At 62.2% G+C, this 17,601-nt stretch carries 12 protein-coding genes; 6 read left to right on the top strand and 6 right to left on the bottom strand.

From position 1 onward, the window contains the following. Window positions 1-190: 190 nt before the first annotated feature. Both asnS and IG627_RS14080 read left to right on the top strand, forming a co-directional pair. Window positions 191-1,591, top strand: a complete 1,401-nt coding sequence (gene asnS, locus IG627_RS14085) for an asparagine--tRNA ligase (RefSeq protein WP_193193016.1) — start codon at window positions 191-193, stop codon at window positions 1,589-1,591. 406 nt (window positions 1,592-1,997) lie between these two features. Beyond that, complete coding sequence (locus IG627_RS14080) at window positions 1,998-4,463, top strand: hypothetical protein (RefSeq protein ID WP_193193015.1); 2,466 nt, start codon at window positions 1,998-2,000, stop codon at window positions 4,461-4,463. A 101-nt stretch (window positions 4,464-4,564) separates the two neighbouring features. On the opposite strand, the gene IG627_RS14075 is transcribed toward IG627_RS14080, so the two are convergent. Continuing rightward, window positions 4,565-5,164, bottom strand: a complete 600-nt coding sequence (locus tag IG627_RS14075) for a rod shape-determining protein (RefSeq protein ID WP_193193014.1) — start codon at window positions 5,162-5,164, stop codon at window positions 4,565-4,567. A 113-nt stretch (window positions 5,165-5,277) separates the two neighbouring features. Beyond that, window positions 5,278-6,501: a CaiB/BaiF CoA transferase family protein gene (locus IG627_RS14070; protein ID WP_193193013.1), complete on the bottom strand. Its 1,224-nt coding sequence runs from the start codon at window positions 6,499-6,501 to the stop codon at window positions 5,278-5,280. Between the two features lie 143 nt (window positions 6,502-6,644). On the opposite strand from IG627_RS14070, the gene IG627_RS14065 reads away from it, so the two are divergent. Further along, window positions 6,645-6,962, top strand: coding sequence for a DUF962 domain-containing protein (locus IG627_RS14065; protein ID WP_193193012.1), 318 nt, complete (start codon window positions 6,645-6,647; stop codon window positions 6,960-6,962). Window positions 6,963-7,022: 60 nt separating this feature from the next. Here IG627_RS14065 and IG627_RS14060 read toward each other — a convergent pair whose 3' ends face one another. Then, entirely contained in the window at window positions 7,023-8,420 is a 1,398-nt protein-coding gene (locus tag IG627_RS14060; RefSeq protein WP_193193011.1) for a TyrR/PhhR family helix-turn-helix DNA-binding protein, read from the bottom strand. A 133-nt stretch (window positions 8,421-8,553) separates the two neighbouring features. Between IG627_RS14060 and phhA the strand changes: the two genes are divergently transcribed. From phhA to IG627_RS14045, 3 genes are all read left to right on the top strand, one after another. Beyond that, a complete protein-coding gene (gene phhA, locus IG627_RS14055; RefSeq protein WP_404932097.1) occupies window positions 8,554-9,471 on the top strand; it encodes a phenylalanine 4-monooxygenase in 918 nt (305 codons plus the stop codon). 277 nt (window positions 9,472-9,748) lie between these two features. After that, a complete protein-coding gene (locus tag IG627_RS14050; RefSeq protein ID WP_193193009.1) occupies window positions 9,749-10,219 on the top strand; it encodes an Lrp/AsnC family transcriptional regulator in 471 nt (156 codons plus the stop codon). 173 nt (window positions 10,220-10,392) lie between these two features. Further along, entirely contained in the window at window positions 10,393-11,562 is a 1,170-nt protein-coding gene (locus IG627_RS14045; RefSeq protein ID WP_193193008.1) for a cation:proton antiporter domain-containing protein, read from the top strand. A gap of 234 nt (window positions 11,563-11,796) precedes the next feature. Here IG627_RS14045 and IG627_RS14040 read toward each other — a convergent pair whose 3' ends face one another. Genes IG627_RS14040 through IG627_RS14030 form a run of 3 tightly spaced genes read right to left on the bottom strand, consistent with a single transcriptional unit; the run spans window position 11,797 to window position 17,581 of the window. Further along, window positions 11,797-14,934, bottom strand: coding sequence for an efflux RND transporter permease subunit (locus IG627_RS14040; RefSeq protein WP_193193007.1), 3,138 nt, complete (start codon window positions 14,932-14,934; stop codon window positions 11,797-11,799). Beyond that, on the bottom strand, window positions 14,931-16,166 hold the full coding sequence (locus tag IG627_RS14035) for an efflux RND transporter periplasmic adaptor subunit (protein ID WP_193193006.1): 1,236 nt from the start codon (window positions 16,164-16,166) through the stop codon (window positions 14,931-14,933). The genes IG627_RS14040 and IG627_RS14035 overlap by 4 nt, the downstream gene beginning before the upstream one ends. Continuing rightward, window positions 16,166-17,581, bottom strand: coding sequence for an efflux transporter outer membrane subunit (locus tag IG627_RS14030; protein ID WP_226865144.1), 1,416 nt, complete (start codon window positions 17,579-17,581; stop codon window positions 16,166-16,168). The genes IG627_RS14035 and IG627_RS14030 overlap by 1 nt, the downstream gene beginning before the upstream one ends. Window positions 17,582-17,601 lie beyond the last annotated feature (20 nt).

Here is a 17,601-nt window from a genome sequence, read left to right as displayed (position 1 = left end):
TAGGGTGCGCCGTGCGCACCAATAAGCCTTAAACCCGCATCGGCCTAGGGCTGGTGCGCACGGCGCACCCTAGGGTAGCCCCACTCAGCACTGCCGAAGGACTGGATTTCCCCCCGCCAAAACGTCAATATGCGCCGGTAATTCAATTTGGGGGTAGAACCCCGAACGAGCGAAAGATAAGAGCACATCCATGCAAGTTGAATCCGTAGATTCCCTATTGAAGTCCTCCGGCCGCGAGGGCAGTGAGGCCCGTATACAGGGCTGGATCAGAACCCGCCGCGACTCCAAGGCCGGCCTCTCCTTCCTGGCCGTACACGACGGCAGCTGCTTCGACCCGATCCAGGTGGTGGTCGAGTCCGGTCTCCACAACTACCAGTCCGAAGTGCTGCGCCTGACTACTGGATGCGCGGTCGAAATCGAAGGTACCGTCAAGGCCTCGGAGGGCAAGGGCCAGGCGATCGAACTGCTCGCCAGTGAAGTCCATGTGATCGGCTGGGTCGAAGACCCGGACACCTACCCCATGTCGCCGAAGCGCCACACCATGGAGCACCTGCGCGAGCACGCCCACCTGCGCCCGCGCACCAATGTCAGCGGCGCCGTGGCCCGGGTGCGCAACTGCATTGCCCAGGCGCTGCACCGCTTCTTCCACGAACAGGGCTTCAACTGGGTGCACACGCCGATCCTCACTGCCTCCGACTGCGAGGGCGCCGGCGAGATGTTTCGCGTCAGCACCCTCGACCTGGAAAACCTGCCGCGCACCGACAAGGGCGATATCGATTTCGGCAAAGACTTCTTCGGCGAGGAGAGCTTCCTGACCGTATCCGGCCAGCTGAACGTAGAGAGCTACTGCCTGGCCCTGTCCAAGGTCTACACCTTCGGGCCCACTTTCCGCGCGGAAAATTCCAACACCACCCGCCACCTGGCGGAGTTCTGGATGGTGGAGCCGGAAGTCGCCTTCGCCGACCTGGCGGATATCGCCGACCTGTCCGAGCGGATGCTGAAGTACGTCTTCAAGGCGGTACTCGCAGAGCGCGCCGACGATATGGCCTTCTTCGCCCAGCGCATCGACAAGGAGGCCATCTCGCGCCTGGAAAATATCATCGACAACGACTTCGCCCGCATCAATTACTCAGAGGCGATCGAAATTCTGGAAAAGTGCAAGGAGAAATTCGAGTTCCCGGTGTCCTGGGGTATCGACCTAGCCTCCGAGCACGAGCGTTTCCTGGCCGAGAAACACTTCAAGAAGCCGGTGATCGTCATGAATTACCCGAAGGACATCAAGGCCTTCTATATGCGTATGAATGACGACGCCAGAACCGTGGCGGCCATGGACGTGCTGGCGCCGGGTATCGGCGAGATCATCGGCGGTTCCCAGCGCGAAGAGCGCCTGGAAAAGCTCGACGAGCGCATGGACGAAATGGAGATTCCGAAAGAGCACCTCGACTGGTACCGCGACCTGCGCCGCTACGGCACAGTGCCCCACGCCGGTTTCGGCCTCGGCTTCGACCGCATCGTTTCCTATGTGACCGGTATGGGCAATATCCGCGATGTGATTCCATTTCCGCGCACGCCGAAAAATATCGCCTTTTAATAGAAAGCCCCGCAGATGCGGGGCTTTCTATTACGCTATTCTACGCTGCACTACTTTCGCCATTCTGGCGCAGACCGGAAACCAGCTCTGCCCCGTCGGATTTCGCCAAGCCCATCCCTGGGAGTTGGCCTGTCTTAAATTCTAATTATAGAAATATGTTAGCAACCCGAGACCCATGCTATAGGAATTCTATTAAGTTCAACGGTCCATCTGTCGTCATACCGCTTCATAGCTCCCCTACTATTACACGCTATTACAAATAGCGCACTTTCAACCCTAACCGTGAACTCGATCACACCCTCATTTTTGTCCGGTTTAAAAGCGACTGCTATGATGCGGCGGCTTTTTTGCAGGCGGCGTATGGACTTCGCGCCCCTTAAATGGATTTACATACAAGGATCAAACCATGTCCCCACGAATCCTCATTCCCACACTTCTCACGTCCACTCTACTCGCTGCCTGTGGTGGCGGCGGGGGTGGCAGCAGTGACGGAAACAGTAATAGCGGTGGCAGCGGCGGTACAACCAACTCCCCCCCTTCGTTCACATCCGGAATTTCTACTACCAGCGCAGAAAACAATAGTGCCACCGGCTACACCGCAGCGGCCACCGATGCCGATGGCGATACCCTGACTTTCACCCTTTCGGGCGATGACGGAGCCCTCTTCGAGATTGACAGCGGTACCGGTGCACTCTCATTTGTTTCTGCCCCGGATTTTGAGAATCCGAGCGATGCAGATGCAGACAATGACTATGAGGTGGAGCTGGAAGTCTCCGACGGAAAGGAGGGAACTGATCGGCAGGCTGTCGTGATTTCAGTAACTGACCAGACGCAGCTCGTTGCGAAAGTCTCCTACCCGACGCCGAACGCCAATCTCGGCGGGCTTGCCGATCAGACTAGCGTCACCGGCATACTAATCGATGAAGAGGACGATCAGGTCCTGGCCAGCGACATAAACACGCTGTCCGTCAACAATAACTTCGCGACCTTTGACCTGGATGAACCCCATCGCTGGCGTGTCCAGGTTGCTGTCGATTCACAGTTTGTCCCGGAGACTCTCAATATCGCGTGGGAGGACGCTTCGGGAAATACCGGGCAGATCTCGCAAGAGATCAACTCCTGGCCTGTCTTCGACAAACCCTATGGCCTCGCACTGGACAGCGCCAACAACCGGGCGCTGGTTGCCGATGAGGGTCTCGACTCACTGGTGTCGGTCGATCTCGACACCGGCAGGCGCACCATCCTCTCCGGCGGTAACACCGGTAGTGGAGCGGCTTTCGACGATCCTCGCGGTGTTGCGCTGGATAGCGCCAATAGCCGCGCGCTGGTTACTGATACCGGTTTGGGCGCACTGCTGGCGGTGGACCTCTCCAACGGCGATCGCACCACGCTCTCAGACCGAGGTACTGGCAAGGGTACGGGGCTTACATTTCCAATATCCCTGGCACTGGACATCGCCAACCACCGGGCACTGGTCATCGATTCTGGCTCGGGCGCACTGGTGGCGGTGAATCTCGACAGTGGCGACCGCACTGTCCTGTCTGACAGCGGCACCGGCAGCGGCCCGGCTTTAAGTACCCCCCAAGCCCTTGTGCTCGACAGCGCCGGAAACCGGGCATTGGTTATCGACGCCCTTTTGAGAGCGCTGGTGGCGATCGACCTCGAATCCGGCAACCGCACCATCCTCTCTGACGACAGTACCGGCGCCGGTACAGGCTTTTCGTCGCCCAGATCCCTGGTGCTGGACAGCGCCAATAACCGGGTGCTAATTACCGGACACTATTCCAACAGACTGACTGCGGTCGATCTCGACACCGGCGACCGCACCACCTTTTCCAACTCCAGCACCGGTACTGGTACGGCACTTGGCAGGCCCCACGCCATTACACTGGATATTGCCAACAACCGCGCGCTGGTCACCAATACATTGAAGGGGCTACTCCTGTCCGTCGATCTGGATAGCGGTAATCGCACTGCCCTGCCAGCCGACAGAACAGGCAGCGGCGCGGCTTTTGAATATCCGTTAGCGGTTGCCCTGGACAGTGGCAATAACCGTGCGCTGGTCGCCAGTGATGCCCTAGACGCACTGGTGGCAGTCGATCTCGACAGCGGCGACCGCGCGCCCATCTCCGACCGGAATACCGGCACCGGTACGACCTTCCGTTCGATCAGCGGCATTGCGCTGGACAGTGTCAACAATCGCGCGCTGGTCATCGACGATGGGTGGCGGGCACTGGCGGCGGTGGATCTCGATAGCGGCAATCGCACTATTCTCTCCGACGATAGTACCGGTACGGGCACGGCTTTCAGTCGGCCTTTTGACCTTGCGCTGGACAGCGGCAACAACCGCGTCCTGGTAACCGACCAGAGCTTGGACGCGCTGGTCGCGGTAGACCTCGATACCGGCGACCGCACCATCCTCTCCGGTGATGGTGCCGGCACCGGCCCAGCTTTTTTTGCTCCGCTCGGCCTGGCGATAGACAGCACCAACAAACGCGCGCTGGTTAGCGATGTCAGCATGGGTGCGCTGGTAGCGGTGGATCTCGACACCGGCAATCGCATCATCCTGTCGGACCGCAGCACTGGCGCCGGTGCGCTATTTGGTGACCCCGTCGACGTTGTGCTGGACAGCTCCAGCAATCGGGCGCTGGTTACTGATGAAGATCTGCGTTCCCTGGTGGCTGTGGATCTGGCTAGCGGCAACCGCACCATTTTCACCGGCGAAGACACCGGCAGCGGCCCGGACTTCAGGGACCCGCAAGGCCTTGCGATGGACAGCGCCAACGAGCGAGTGCTGGTGGCCGACCTTGGGCTGGACGCGCTCGTCGTCGTTGAACTGGAAACCGGAGAGCGGGCGATAAGCTCCCGATAATTTCTGCGCGTGCGCTCCGCACGCGGAAGAACATCACCCTCGATTCCGAGCCCCGCACTGCGGGGCTTTTTCATGCCCCCTGTAGGAGCAGCTCTCCACTGTCACTGTCCACCACCGAACACCACCATAAGTGCAATCAGGCCAATCCACAGCAACACCAAAAACCACTGCACCGACTGGCCAGCACCTTCGGTTGCTGCCTTTCCCTCCCCCGCGCTTTTTGCTTTTATTTTCTGGTAGTCGAAGGTGTGCCGGGTCAATGCCTCGCCCTGGTAGACCAGCGCCTCCCGCGCCCCTGCCCCGAGTACCAGTTCGCGGAAGGCGCGCATCTCTATCGCGGTCAGGCCGCCCTGGGTCTTTTCCATCGGCTGCAACACGACAATCGGCGAGGGGGTGAATAGTGTGTCTCCGCAAAGCTTGCGGAAAATATGCTGCAGCAGTTTTTCCGCGGCGGCGAAGTCGCGAATCAGGGAACGGGGATGGGAGAAGGGATTGACCACTTCGATGCTTTTGCCGGATACCGAAGCGGCGCGATTGCCCACCGCGGCGACGGAGATACGCCGCCCCTTTCCGGGCTCCAGCGCCACCAGCGGCGACTCATCGAAAATCTTGCCGCTGTCGATGTCGGTCACCCTGATGCGCTTTTCCCAGATCTGCACATACAGGGTGTTTCCCAGCCTGTCGGTAATTTTATTGAGCATGCGCAGATTCCGGTGTGGGAACGCAGATCATATTTTCTCAAGCAGGTCCATGGTGCGCCGATATTGATGTGCTCCAGCTCCATGTCCACCCCGGCCATTGGCCAATTGCAGAGTCACACGGTTCCGCTCTGCTTCAGCTTTGCAACTTCGGCTTCGCTCTTGCCCAACAACTCCCGCAGCACCTGCTCGGTGTGCTGCCCCAGTTGCGGTGGCCCCTGCTCATATTCGAGGGATGTCTCGGAAAAGATCACCGGGTTGCGCACCGTCTTGACCACACCCGCCTGCGAGTGCGACTGCTCCAGCACCATGCCCCGCGCCTGCACCTGCTCATCGGCGAATACCTGCTCCAGGGTATTGATTGGTCCGCAGGGCACATGGGCGTCGCTGAGCTTCTCCAGCCACCAGGCAGAGTCCCGCTTGCGCGTGGCCTCCTCGATCAGCGGCACCAGTTGCTCCCGCGCCACTACCCGTGCGGCATTGGTGGCGTAGGCCGGATCCCCGGCGATGTCACCGATACCGGCGATATCGCAGAAGCGCTTGAACTGGTCGTCGTTGCCCACTGCCAGCATGAAATAGCCGTCTTCCGACGGCACCGCCTGGTAGGGAACGATATTCGGGTGGGCAGTACCCTGGCGCCCGGGGCTCACACCGGAGGTGAGATAGTTTTGCGCCTGGTTGGCCAGCCAGGCCACCTGGGTATCCAGTAGCGCCAGGTCGATTTGTTGCCCCTGACCTGTTCTGTCCCGGTGAATCACCGCCGCCAGCACCGCGGAAACAGCGTACATACCGGTCATCAGGTCGGCCACCGCCACACCGACTTTCTGCGGGCCGGCGCCGGGCTGCCCTTCCGGCACACCGGTAATACTCATCAGGCCCCCCATGCCCTGGATCATGGCGTCGTAGCCGGCGCGGTTACTATAGGGTCCCGTCTGGCCGAAGCCGGTGATGGAGCAGTAGATGATGCCCGGGTTGATCGCTTTAATGGCGTCATAGTCGAGGCCGTATTTTTTCAGCCCGCCCACCTTGTAGTTCTCCAGCAGGATATCGCAGCGCTCGGCCAGCTCCCGGATCACTCGCTGCCCGGCCTCGGACGTGATATCCACAGTGACGGATTTCTTGCCGCGGTTGGCGGACAGGTAGTAGGCGGCATCCGCGGTGTCGTCACCCTGTGCATCCTTCAGGTAGGGAGGCCCCCAGTGGCGGGTGTCATCGCCCCGCTCGGGGCGCTCAATCTTGATGACTTCGGCACCGAAATCGGCGAACACCTGGCTGGCCCAGGGGCCGGCCAGGATACGGCTGAGATCGAGAACTTTCAGATGCGCGAGGGGACCTGCCATAAATTCCTCTTTGTAGCTGCCCTATCCCGAGGGGAGAAAAAATTTGCGGCAGCCTACCAGATTTGACCGGCCGGTGCCCGACTTGGACGCGCCGGAAATTGCCCGTAAACTGGCACAAATACTAGAACAATAAGGAGCAGTGCATGACTACCGCACAGCAGAGAAAATTTGAATCCTTCGGCGACTTCTATCCCTTCTACCTGGAAGAGCACCGCAACCTCACCTGCCGCCGGCTGCACTTCATCGGCACCAGCCTGGTAATCGCCCTGGTCGCCACCGCGCTGATCAGCGGTAATTACCTGTTGTTCGTCGCGGTACCCTTGGCCGGCTATGGTTTCGCCTGGGTCGGGCATTTCTTTTTCGAACACAACCGCCCGGCCACCTTCAAGAACCCTTTCTACAGCCTGTGGGGGGACTTTGTGATGTTCAAGGATATGCTGTTGGGGCGAATTGAGCGCTGAAGGCAAATCCCCGCTCAGGCAAACCCAGCCCCCCTTGAAAATCGAATCCAGGTGTCGAATCTAGGATTCGGGTCTGGCGAGTCCGTATTTACGCAATTTATTGGCCACTGCGGTGTGGGAGATGCCGAGCCGTTTCGCCAGCTCCCGCGTTGAAGGCTGTTCAGCCACCAGGTCCCCGAACAGCGCCCTCTCGAACTGCTCCATCATTTCCCGGTAGCTGAGTCCGCGGCTCCAATCGCGCCAGGGGTGTCGACCGCACGCAGCCAGGTCGGGCAGGTCCTCCGGCTCGATTTTCCCTGCGCCACGCGCGCGAGCCTTCCGTGCCGCCGCATTCAGGTAATCCCGGAGACCATTGAAGTTATCCGGCCAGTCGTGCCGCGCCATCAGCGCCAGGGCATCGCCGTGGATCTCTGGCACCTCCCCCTCACGATTATCCTGCCGCAGCATTGTGGCAGCAAACCGCCCCAGTGCCGGGCGCATATTCCGCAGCGGCGGCAGCACTACGGCGAGGGAAGAGAAGAACTGCGCCAGTGCGGGCTCCAGCCTGCCGGTCGCTGCGCAGGTACCGACCGGACGTATCTGTGGCGGCAGATACTGCAGGCGGCGCACCAGTGCCAGCTGCGCCTGGGCGGAGAGCCTGTGCAGATCTTCCAGGATCAGCGTACCGGTACTTCCCAGGCGCTCCGGCAACGGCAGCTCGCCATCCCGCGGCAGGAAGCGCCGGCAGTCGCCGTCCGCAGCCAGTGGCGACAGGTAGTGTAACGCCGCAGCGAAGGTGCTCTTGCCGCTGCCCCGCTCGCCGGCGATCAGCAGCGGTGCGTCGTAGGCGGCCAGCTCCTGCAGTTGCAGGCAACTGTCGCGGCGCCGGTCAAAATCCCACAGCGCCACCGGTCGCGGCAGATCGGCGACCGACAGATCCACATCCCACTGCTGCAGTGTCAGCACGGCACCGGCCAGTGAGTCTACCGATCCGGCACCCTCCCGCTGTGTAGCGGAGCCGTCCGCCAGTGCTATCGGCGACCACTCCATACGATAGGCCCGGCCGCGCACCGTCACCGGCAGGCCGTAACGCGGTACCGCGAAGTCCCGCAGCAGTTCGGCCACCTGCATCAGCGGCAGGAAGCGCTGCAGCTGCAGACCCGGCACCTTGTCCAGGCTGACACCGAAGGCCCGCGCCGCGGCCAGGTTGGCCGCCACCACCCCGCCCTCCCGATCCACCGACAGTACCGGATCGGCCACATGGCGCAGCAATGTGTCCAGCTCAAAGTGGCGCCGCTCCGATGGAATCAATGCGATGCGCCGCACCCGCTGCACGCCCGGCACCCTGAGCAGGGACCTCTCGATGGTCTGGTACTGGGTGGCGAGCATACTGGGGGCCGACAGGTAGACCTTGTCCCCGCTGTCGCCACCCAACTCACCAGAAGTTACATTTATTCGATACTCACCGAATATCTGCATTATTTCGTGCAATATACCGACACGATTTGCGCAGGTTATCTCTACTCTCATCGCCCACCTGTAAAGAAATATTTACAAAAAGTGTAACGCCAGCACAGTTGGCACCACAAGAGCGCCCCTCGCGCCCTCCCCGGTGACGGCTCCGCTGACTAAAAATAGGGAAACAGAGATAACAACAAAGACAGTGCGGCGAATCGGCCCGGCCCCGTCAGGGAGGCCCGGCCGGCGACCGCGGGAGCACAGAGTTATGAAGAAAGACGCGAAAAAGCCCAGCAAGTACGTGGCGCGCCAGCCCGACGAGCAGGGATTTATCCAGTACTCCGATATAGAGCACCAGACCTGGCAGCGCCTGATCGAACGGCAGCTGAAGGTGGTGCCCGGTCGCGCCTGTGACGAATACCTGCACGGCCTGGAGCTACTGGACCTGCCCCACGACCGCATCCCCCAGCTGGAGGAAGTCAGCAGTGTGCTGCGCCGGGAGACCGGCTGGGAGGTGGCGCGGGTGCCGGCGCTGATCGGCTTCGAGACCTTTTTCGGCCTGCTCGCCGATCGCAAGTTCCCGGTAGCCACTTTCATCCGCACCCCAGAGGAGTTCGACTACCTGCAGGAACCGGACATCTTCCACGAGATCTTCGGTCACTGCGCCATGCTGACCAATCCGGCCTTCGCCAATTTCACGCAGAAATACGGCCAGCTGGGCCTGAATGCGACACCCAAGGAGCGCGCCTACCTGGCTCGCCTCTACTGGTTCACAGTGGAGTTCGGCCTGATCAATACCGCGGACGGCCTGCGTATCTACGGCGGCGGCATCCTGTCTTCACCGAAGGAAACCCTCTACGCCCTCGGCCACGAGCCGGAGCGCTATGACTTCGACGCATTGGATGCGCTGCGCACCCCCTACCGCATCGATATAGTGCAGCCGATCTACTACGTGCTGAACGACCTGCAGCAGCTGCAGGAACTCACCGAGATCGACCTGATGGCCCAGGCACACAAGGCCATGGAGCTGGGCCTGTTCGAGCCGCGCTTTCCGCCGAAAGATGCAGCCTAACAGGGCCTTCCTGTAAGGAGCGGAGGGCCGCCCCGCCGCTCCTACACACGCCCCCCGAATTCCAACAACCCACACTGAAACATTTCGCTACCGGCGCGGCCAATCGGAGCCTATCGTTACGTCAGTAGGTGCAGTGTGAGCCCAACTATCCCGCGAGGCGGGAAACTCCACTACACTCAATGCGTCGGACAAACTCAGCGGTAGCCGCGCCATTGATGGCGCACAAATCGTCGCTCAGGGATACACGGCCCCGCGGTACTGGGAGCTTTGTAGAATCATGTCCTCACTCGATGCGATTGATCGACAACTTCTTGCCATTCTCCAGAATGACGTAAGCCTCTCCATTGAGGAGCTGGCGGAACGCGTGGGCCTCACCAAAACCCCCTGCTGGCGGCGGGTCCAGAAGCTGGAGAAAAGCGGCATCATCCGCCGCAAGGTTGCACTGCTGAACGCAGAGATTCTCGGGCTGCCGGTTTCGGTGTTCGCCCAGGTCAAGACCGACCAGCACACACCGGAGTGGGACGAGGCCTTCGCCGCGCATATGGCGGAGCTGCCGGAGGTGGTGGCCTGCTATCGCATGGCCGGCGACTACGACTACCTGCTCCGCGTCGTGGTCAGCGATATCGCCGCCTACGACCGCTTCTACAAGGAGCTGATCCGCCGCGTCGGCATCAGCGATATCATTTCCAACTTCGCCCTGGAGCAGATCAAGAGCACCACGGAGCTGCCCATTCCGCCCGGGGAATAGCGGCAGAAGAGCCCCCAATCTTTCTCCGTAGGGTGCGCGCCGTGCGCACCGGCATTTTCGAGTGGTGCGCGCGGCGCACCCTACGAGACCTCCATCGGCGTTTATACGGCGGTTTCAGCCGTACCAACTTCCATGGATAATGGGACACATTGCCGAGCCAGCAAGGATGTCCAGTGGCGGATCACTCTCTCTTCCAGTCGTTTTTCCTGATTTTCAGTGGTGCGGCCATAGTGGCCTCACTGGCGCTGTTCGGGCGCCAGCCATTGTTGGTGGCCTATATCGCCCTGGGCATACTGCTCGGCCCCTCGGGCCTCGCAGTTGTCGACAATGTGCAACTGCTGGCGGAAATGTCCAACGTCGGCATCATCTTCCTGCTGTTCCTGCTCGGCCTCGACATGCAGCCACAGGCGCTGCTGTCAGTACTGCGTAAGGCCACCTTTGTCGGACTGATCAGCTGTGCGGTTTTCCTCGGTGTTGGTTTCGGCATAGGGCAGCTGTTCGGTTTTACCGACACCGAATCCTGGGTGATCGGCATGGCGCTGATGTTTTCCAGCACCATTATCGGTATCAAACTACTGCCCACCACCGTGCTGCACCACAAGCATCTGGGTGAGATGATGGTGGGCCTGTTGCTGTTCCAGGACTTCGTCGCCATCACCTGCCTGATGATCCTGCTCTCCGGCAGCACCGGCGAAGTGGACCTGGCGCAACTGGGCTTATCCTTTGCCGCCCTCCCCCTGTTGGTGTTTTTCGCCTGGGTGGCAGTGAAATACCTGCTGCTGCCCCTGTTCACCCGCTTCGACCGCTTTCACGAATACGTCTTCCTGCTGGCTTTGGGCTGGTGTATGGGACTGGCGGAACTGGCGGAAATACTCGGGCTGTCGCGGGAGATCGGCGCCTTTATCGCCGGCATCACCCTGGCCACCAGCCCAATTTCCCAGTACATAGCCCTGAGCCTGAAACCGCTGCGGGACTTTTTCCTGATCCTTTTCTTCTTCAGCCTCGGCGCCCAGTTCAAGCTGTCGATGGTGCCGGAAATTGCCCTGCCCGCCCTGCTCACCGCGGCGGCGGTGCTGGCGATCAAGCCGGTGGTGTTCCGCTACCTGCTCGGCAACCAGAGCGAGCACAAGATTCTGGCCTGGGATATCGGCTTCCGTCTCGGGCAGATCAGCGAGTTCTCGCTGCTGATCGCCTTCCTCGCCTTTAACCAGCAACTAATCGGCAGTGGCGCGTCGCACCTGATCCAGGCCACGGCCATCCTGACCTTCCTGGTGTCGTCCTATATCGTGGTGATGAATTTCCCCAACCCGATTGCGATCAAGGACGAACTGCGCCGGGACTGATGCGGACAAATCTGTCAGGAACAGATTTGGAGCCGAAGGCTGCCCGCGAAGCGGGAGAGGCACAGGGATGTGCCTCATCAATGCGGAATGCGGAATGCGGAATGCGGAATGCGGAATGCGGACAACATTGTAGGGCCGAAGGCGCCGTGAATACCTGGAGCGGCCGAACTGGGCAATGCGTAGCGCACCCATCAAACCCGATGACGGGCACGTCGCTGCGCTCCTTTGCCCATCCTACTCTTTGGCAACCTTGCGGCTGTTTTTCAGCATGCCGAAGAAGTGCGGAATATCCCTGGCGAACATCAGGTACAGGCAGGGTACCAGCAGCAGTGAGATGGCGGTCGCGGCGAGAATACCGTAGCCGAGGGAAATGGCCATCGGGATCATAAAGCGCGCCTGCACCGAGGTCTCGAAGATCATTGGCATCAGGCCGCAGAAGGTGGTCACGGTAGTCAGGATGATCGGGCGGAAGCGGCGCGCGGCGGCCTGCTTGATCGCATCGGTGATATCGGTTCCCTGTTCCCGCAGACGGTTGCCGTACTCGATCATCACCAGGGTATCGTTGATCACCACGCCGGCCAGCGCCACCATACCCAGCAGGCTGACCATACTGAGGCCGTAGCCCATGATCAGGTGCCCGAGCAGCGCGCCGATAACACCGAAGGGTATCGCCACCATCACCGTCAGCGGCTGGATATAGCTCTTCAAGGGAATCGCCAGCAGCAGGTAGAGGGCCGCCATCGTCAGGGAGAAAGTCAGCCCCAACGAGGCCAGCCCCTCCCGCTCCTCCGCCTGGCGCCCCTCGTAGGAGACACTGAGGCCGGCAAATTCCGCCTGTAACTGCGGCACCACACTGCGATTCAGCTCGTTGATCACCAGCGCCGCCTGGTCCGGCGGATCCACATTGGCGCTGACCGTCATCACCCGGCGCCCCTCGCGGCGATTGATGGTCGCGTAGGCGCGCCCCTTGTCCACCTCCACCAGGTCCGGCAGCGGCAACCACAGGCCGTTGCCGGCACGGATCATGATGCTGGAGACATCATCCAGGGACACCCGCTCCTGCTCCGGCAGGCGCACCATCACTTTTACCTGGTCGCGCCCGCGCTGCTGGCGCATGGCTTCGGCGCCGTACAGGGAGGCGCGCAGTTGCCGACCTATATCCTCCGCCGAGAGACCGAGACTCTTGGCCGTCTCGGTCAGGGTCAGGTCCAGCTGCTGTTTGCCGAGGGAAATACCCGCATCGATATCGCTGACGGAAGGAAATGCCTCCAGCTCCCGTGCCAGCCGCTGCGCCGCCCCCTCGAGGGTTTCAGTATCCGTGTGGCGCAGCTCCACCGTCAGGGCTGCGCCGGCGCCGGGGCCGCCGCGATCGGCGGCGAAGCTGGAACTCAGCGCCCCCGGCACCGGTCCCACCTCGCGGCGCCAGTTGCGCACGAATTCCCCGGTGGTGAAACTGCGCTGGTCCGACGGCACCAGGTAGACATCCACCTGCACATCGCTATCGCGCACCAGTCCGCGCATGCCGAGAAAGACTTTGTCCTTGTCCGTCTCCGCCAGCACCCGGTCCGCCGCGGACATTATCTGGCGACGCGCCTTCTCCAGCTGAGATTCCGCGGTGCCGGGCGGAAAGGTCACCTGCACGCGCCCCGAGTCCCGCTCGACCTTCGGCATCAGGGTAAAACCCATGCGCCCGCTGGCCGCGTAGCCGCCGACCACCAGCAGCGTGGCGATGGCCACGGCAATGGTTGTGTAGCGGTGGCGCACGCACAGATCCAGCAGTGGCTTGAAACGCACCTCGACAAACCGGTCCAGGCTGCGCGCGATCATTTTCTGCCGCGCGGCCAGGCGCCGCGCCCAGCCATTCTTGTAGCCGCGCCGGGAGTGCGCCAGGTGCGACGGCAGGATAAACAGCGCCTCCACCCAGGAGATCACAAACACAGAGCCGACCACGAAGGGAATTATGCCGAAGATCTTGCCCATAAATCCGGGCAGGTGCATCAATGGAATAAAGGCGACGATATTGGTCAGGATGGCAAAGGTCAGCGGTACCGCCACCTGGCGCGCGCCGGCGATGGCCGCCTCCAGGTTGCTGTAGCCGAGCCGGCGCCACTCGTGAATATTTTCCCCGGCGATAATTGCATCGTCGACCACGATACCCAGGGCGATAATAAAGGCGAACATGCTGACCATATTCACCGAGATATCCAGTGCCGGCAGGAACAGCAGCGCGCCGAGAAAACTGGTGGGAATACCCAGGGTCACCCAGAAGGCCAGCCGCAGTTCCAGGAAGGCACCCAGCACGATAAATACCAGCAGCAGGCCGATAAAACCGTTCTTCAGCAGCAGCGACAAACGCTCCTTGAAAATTTCCGAGTCGTCGTCGCGGATACTGATATGCACCCCGGGCGGCAGCGTACCCTCGAGCTCCGCCAGTACTTCCCGCGCCGCCTCGCTGACACTCATCGGCGTCTGGTCACCGATACGGAAGATATCGATACCCACCGCCGGCTCGCCGTTGTAGAGCATATTGCGCGTCTCATCCACCAGGGCATCGCTGATGCTGGCGATATCGCGCAGATAGACGTTGCCTCCGCCGCTGCCCCGCACCACCACGATATTGCCGAACTCCCGCGCCCAATCGCGCCGCTCGGTGACCCGCACCAGAATTTCACCGGCTTCAGACTTGACACCACCCGCGGGTACATCCACCGCGGCATTGCGCACCAATTGTGCGACATCCGCCAGCGACAGGCCGTAACGGCGCAGGTCGTCGCGCTGCACCTCCACAGCCACTTCGAAATCGCGGATGCCGGAGGTCTCCAGCTGGGTGATGTCCGGGTGCGCCTCCAGCTTGTCGTAGATCTGCATGGCGATATCGCGCAGGGTGCGATCGTCCAGGTCACCATGAATCACCAGATCCATCACATCCCGCTGGCGCTCCGCCAGGCTGACCTGGGGCCGCTCTATATCGGAGGGAAAGGTGGTGACGCGGTCTATGGCCTGCTGCACATCCTGGTAGACCTGGTTGGCATTGGCGTCCTCGTCCAGCTCCAGGGTCAGGGTGGCGCTGCCCTCGGACGCGGCGCCGCGCATCTCCTTGATACCGACGATCCCCTGCACCGCCTGCTCCGCCGCCACCAGCACGCCGCGCTCCACTTCCGCCGGGCTGGCGCCGGGGTAGGAGATCTGCACGGAGATCATGTCGAGGCTGAATTCGGGGAAGACTTCCTTCTTAACCGTCAGCGAAAAAATCAGGCCGCCGACGATAAACACCAGCATCAGCAGGTTGGCCGTCACATGGTTGTGGGCCATCCAGGCGATGGCGCCGCGACGGGTATCCACTGCCGGCCGCCGTGATTTGCCGAGACTCATCCCCGCTCTCCCTGCGACGGCAGTGGCGACGCATCATCTCCCGACCTATTTTCGCCCCCTTTTTTCCGCGGCCCCCGCTGCGGCTGAACCTCCACCTCATCGGCAACCTGCACCGGCATACCGTCGGTCACTGTGGTCAGTCGCGTGGTCACCAGCCTCTCCCCCCCGCTCAGGCCGCTTTCCAGCACTGCGTAATCCCCACTCAGGTAGGCAATTTCTATCGGGCGGACAACTATACGGTTGTCGCGCACCTGCCAGACACGGTCGCCGTCCTGCACCGCGGTCAGCGGCACCCGCACCCGCTCTCGCGCTGCGCGGCCGGTAATTTCCACCCGCGCCAGGTCGTTCAATAGCAGCTGCGGCTGACCGGCATCCTCAATCGCCAGTGGGTCCGTCAATTCCACCAGTACCCGCGCCAGCCGACCCTGCTCCTCAAGTACCGGAATCACGCGTACAAATTCGCCGCGGCGGTACTTCCCCTCGGGCCACTGGCTGCCACGGATGCGCACTTCCGCATTCGGGCTGTTCAGCCGCTCCAACTGCGAGGCCGGCACTTCCACCTCGATCTGGAAGCGCTCGGCGCCGGCCAGGGTGTAGAGCACACTGCCCGGCGCAACGCGATCGCCGATATCGACGTTGCGGCTGACCAGCAAGGCTGTTATTGGCGAGCGAATCTGTGTCAGGCGCAGGTCTCTCTGCGCCAGGCCGACCTGCGCTTCGGCCGCATCCACCCTCGCCTCGGCCGCTGCCAATTGCGGTTCCCGCAGCACCAGCGCGCGGTCCGCCTGGGGCAGCGATGTGCCGAGCAGCTCGTACTCCTCCTCGGCCACCAGGCGCTGGCCCCGCTCCTGCTGCAGTTCCGCGCGCCGCTCCGCCAGGGTGCTGCGCGCCGTCTGCAGCGCCAGCTGGTAGGGCTCTGCTTCAATGCGCAGCAGCAACTGGTCGCTTTGCAGTGTCGATCCGGGGCCCAGGTCGTAATCGATCCACTCGACTCGCCCCTCCACCTGCGGCTGAAGATCCACTGTTTCGCGGGCGGTGACCCGGCCCAGAGCCCGGACCCTGAGCGGAAACTGGCCACGCTCGGCCACCACCACATCGACCGTCGGCGCCGGCGCCCGGCGCTCACCGCGGCTCAGGGTGGGCTTCTCCCGCATCAGCCAGCTGGATATCAGCAGCGCCAGCAGGATCAGCGCTATCGGAATCACAAAATTCCAGTTGAGCTTCTTCAACATCAAGTGTTCCCCTCCCGGTACAACTCCAGTTCAACCGGCGCCACTCCGGGCAGGTCTTCCTGTGGAAGCCCCCCGGACAGTGCGCGGTAGAGGCCCACCCGGTTCTCGATCAGTTCGCGCTGCGCGCTCAGTATCTGTCGCGCCAGGCTCTGTTGTTCATTGGTAGCCGTCAGCACATTGAGAAAATCCACCGCGCCGCGGACGTAGGCGCGCCTCTGGCGCACGACAATCAGGTCGGATAGCCGCTCGCGCTCGTGCAGGTGACCCAGGCGCTCCAGTACGGCGCGCTCGCGGATCAGTGCCTGCTCTACTTCGGACAGCGCCTGAATGACGGTGCCGCGATAGAGAGCCCAGCGCTCCTGCAGCACCGCGTCCGCCTGGTCCTGTGCCGAGGCCAGCTGGCCGCCATCGAAGATGACGCCCTCAGCAGCGGCGGTGATGGTCAGCAGCCAGTCCCTGGTGATATCACTGATGGAGGAACCGCCGCCGCTGGCGATGGCGCCCAGGCTCAGCACCGGCAGCCGATCCGCCCAGGCCTGGTCCGCCAGGTAGTAGCCCTGCAGCAGCTCGCGCTGCGCCCGTTGCACGTCCGGGCGCCGCAGCAGCAACTGGGCCGGCACGCCGGTCTCAGGCAGCGCCGGCAGCATCGGCAGCCCGGCATCGACCTGCAGATGCCCCGCCAATGCCTGCTCACTGATACCCAGCAGCGCGGCCAGCTGCACCTTGAACGTCTCTATATCCGCCTCCGCCTGCTGCAGCTCCTGTTCCGACTGCTGTACCAGCTGGCGCTGCTGCAGGACATCGGCGGCGGCACTGACACCGCCGCCAAAGCGCAGTTCGAGTACCCGCAAAGTTTTGCGATTGGTCTCCAGCTGCTGCAACAGCAGGTCCCGCTGGCCCCACTGCTCGCGCAGCTGCAACCAGGCGATGGCGACCTCGGCGGCCAGGCTGAGCGCGGCTGCCTGCAGGTCCTGTTCCTGCGCCAGGCGCCCCGCCTCTGCAGCGCGGGCACCGGCACGCACCCGGCCCCAGAGATCTATCTCATAACTGGCCGCCAGCTGCCCGCTCCAGCTGTTGCCCTCGTTCTCGCCACCGGAGAAGTCGAAGCCATCATCGGACGAGCGGCGCTGCTCGGTGTTCTCCAGCCCGGCGGTGAGGCGCGGCCAGAAACCCGATCGCGCGCCCCTGGCCGCGGCATCCGCCTGCTGCAAGCGCCACAGGGTAGCCTGCAGATCGGGACTATCCTTCAAGGCCAGCTGCACCAGCTGGTCCATCTGCGGATCGCCGAAACTCCGCCACCAGCGGATCTGGGCACTTTCGCTTCCCGAGGCGCGAAATGCGTCCGGAAGGCCCAGACTCTCCTGGGCCAGATCCGGCGGCAGTGTCTGGGTCGCGCAGGCGGTGAGCAGTGGCAAACAAATTGCTACGACACGGG

It is taken from the genome of Microbulbifer taiwanensis (genome assembly GCF_014904815.1).
GTDB classification, from domain to species: domain Bacteria; phylum Pseudomonadota; class Gammaproteobacteria; order Pseudomonadales; family Cellvibrionaceae; genus Microbulbifer; species Microbulbifer taiwanensis.
The sequence above is the reverse complement of the archived record's forward strand: the minus strand, read 5'-3'. Positions and strand labels throughout refer to the sequence as shown.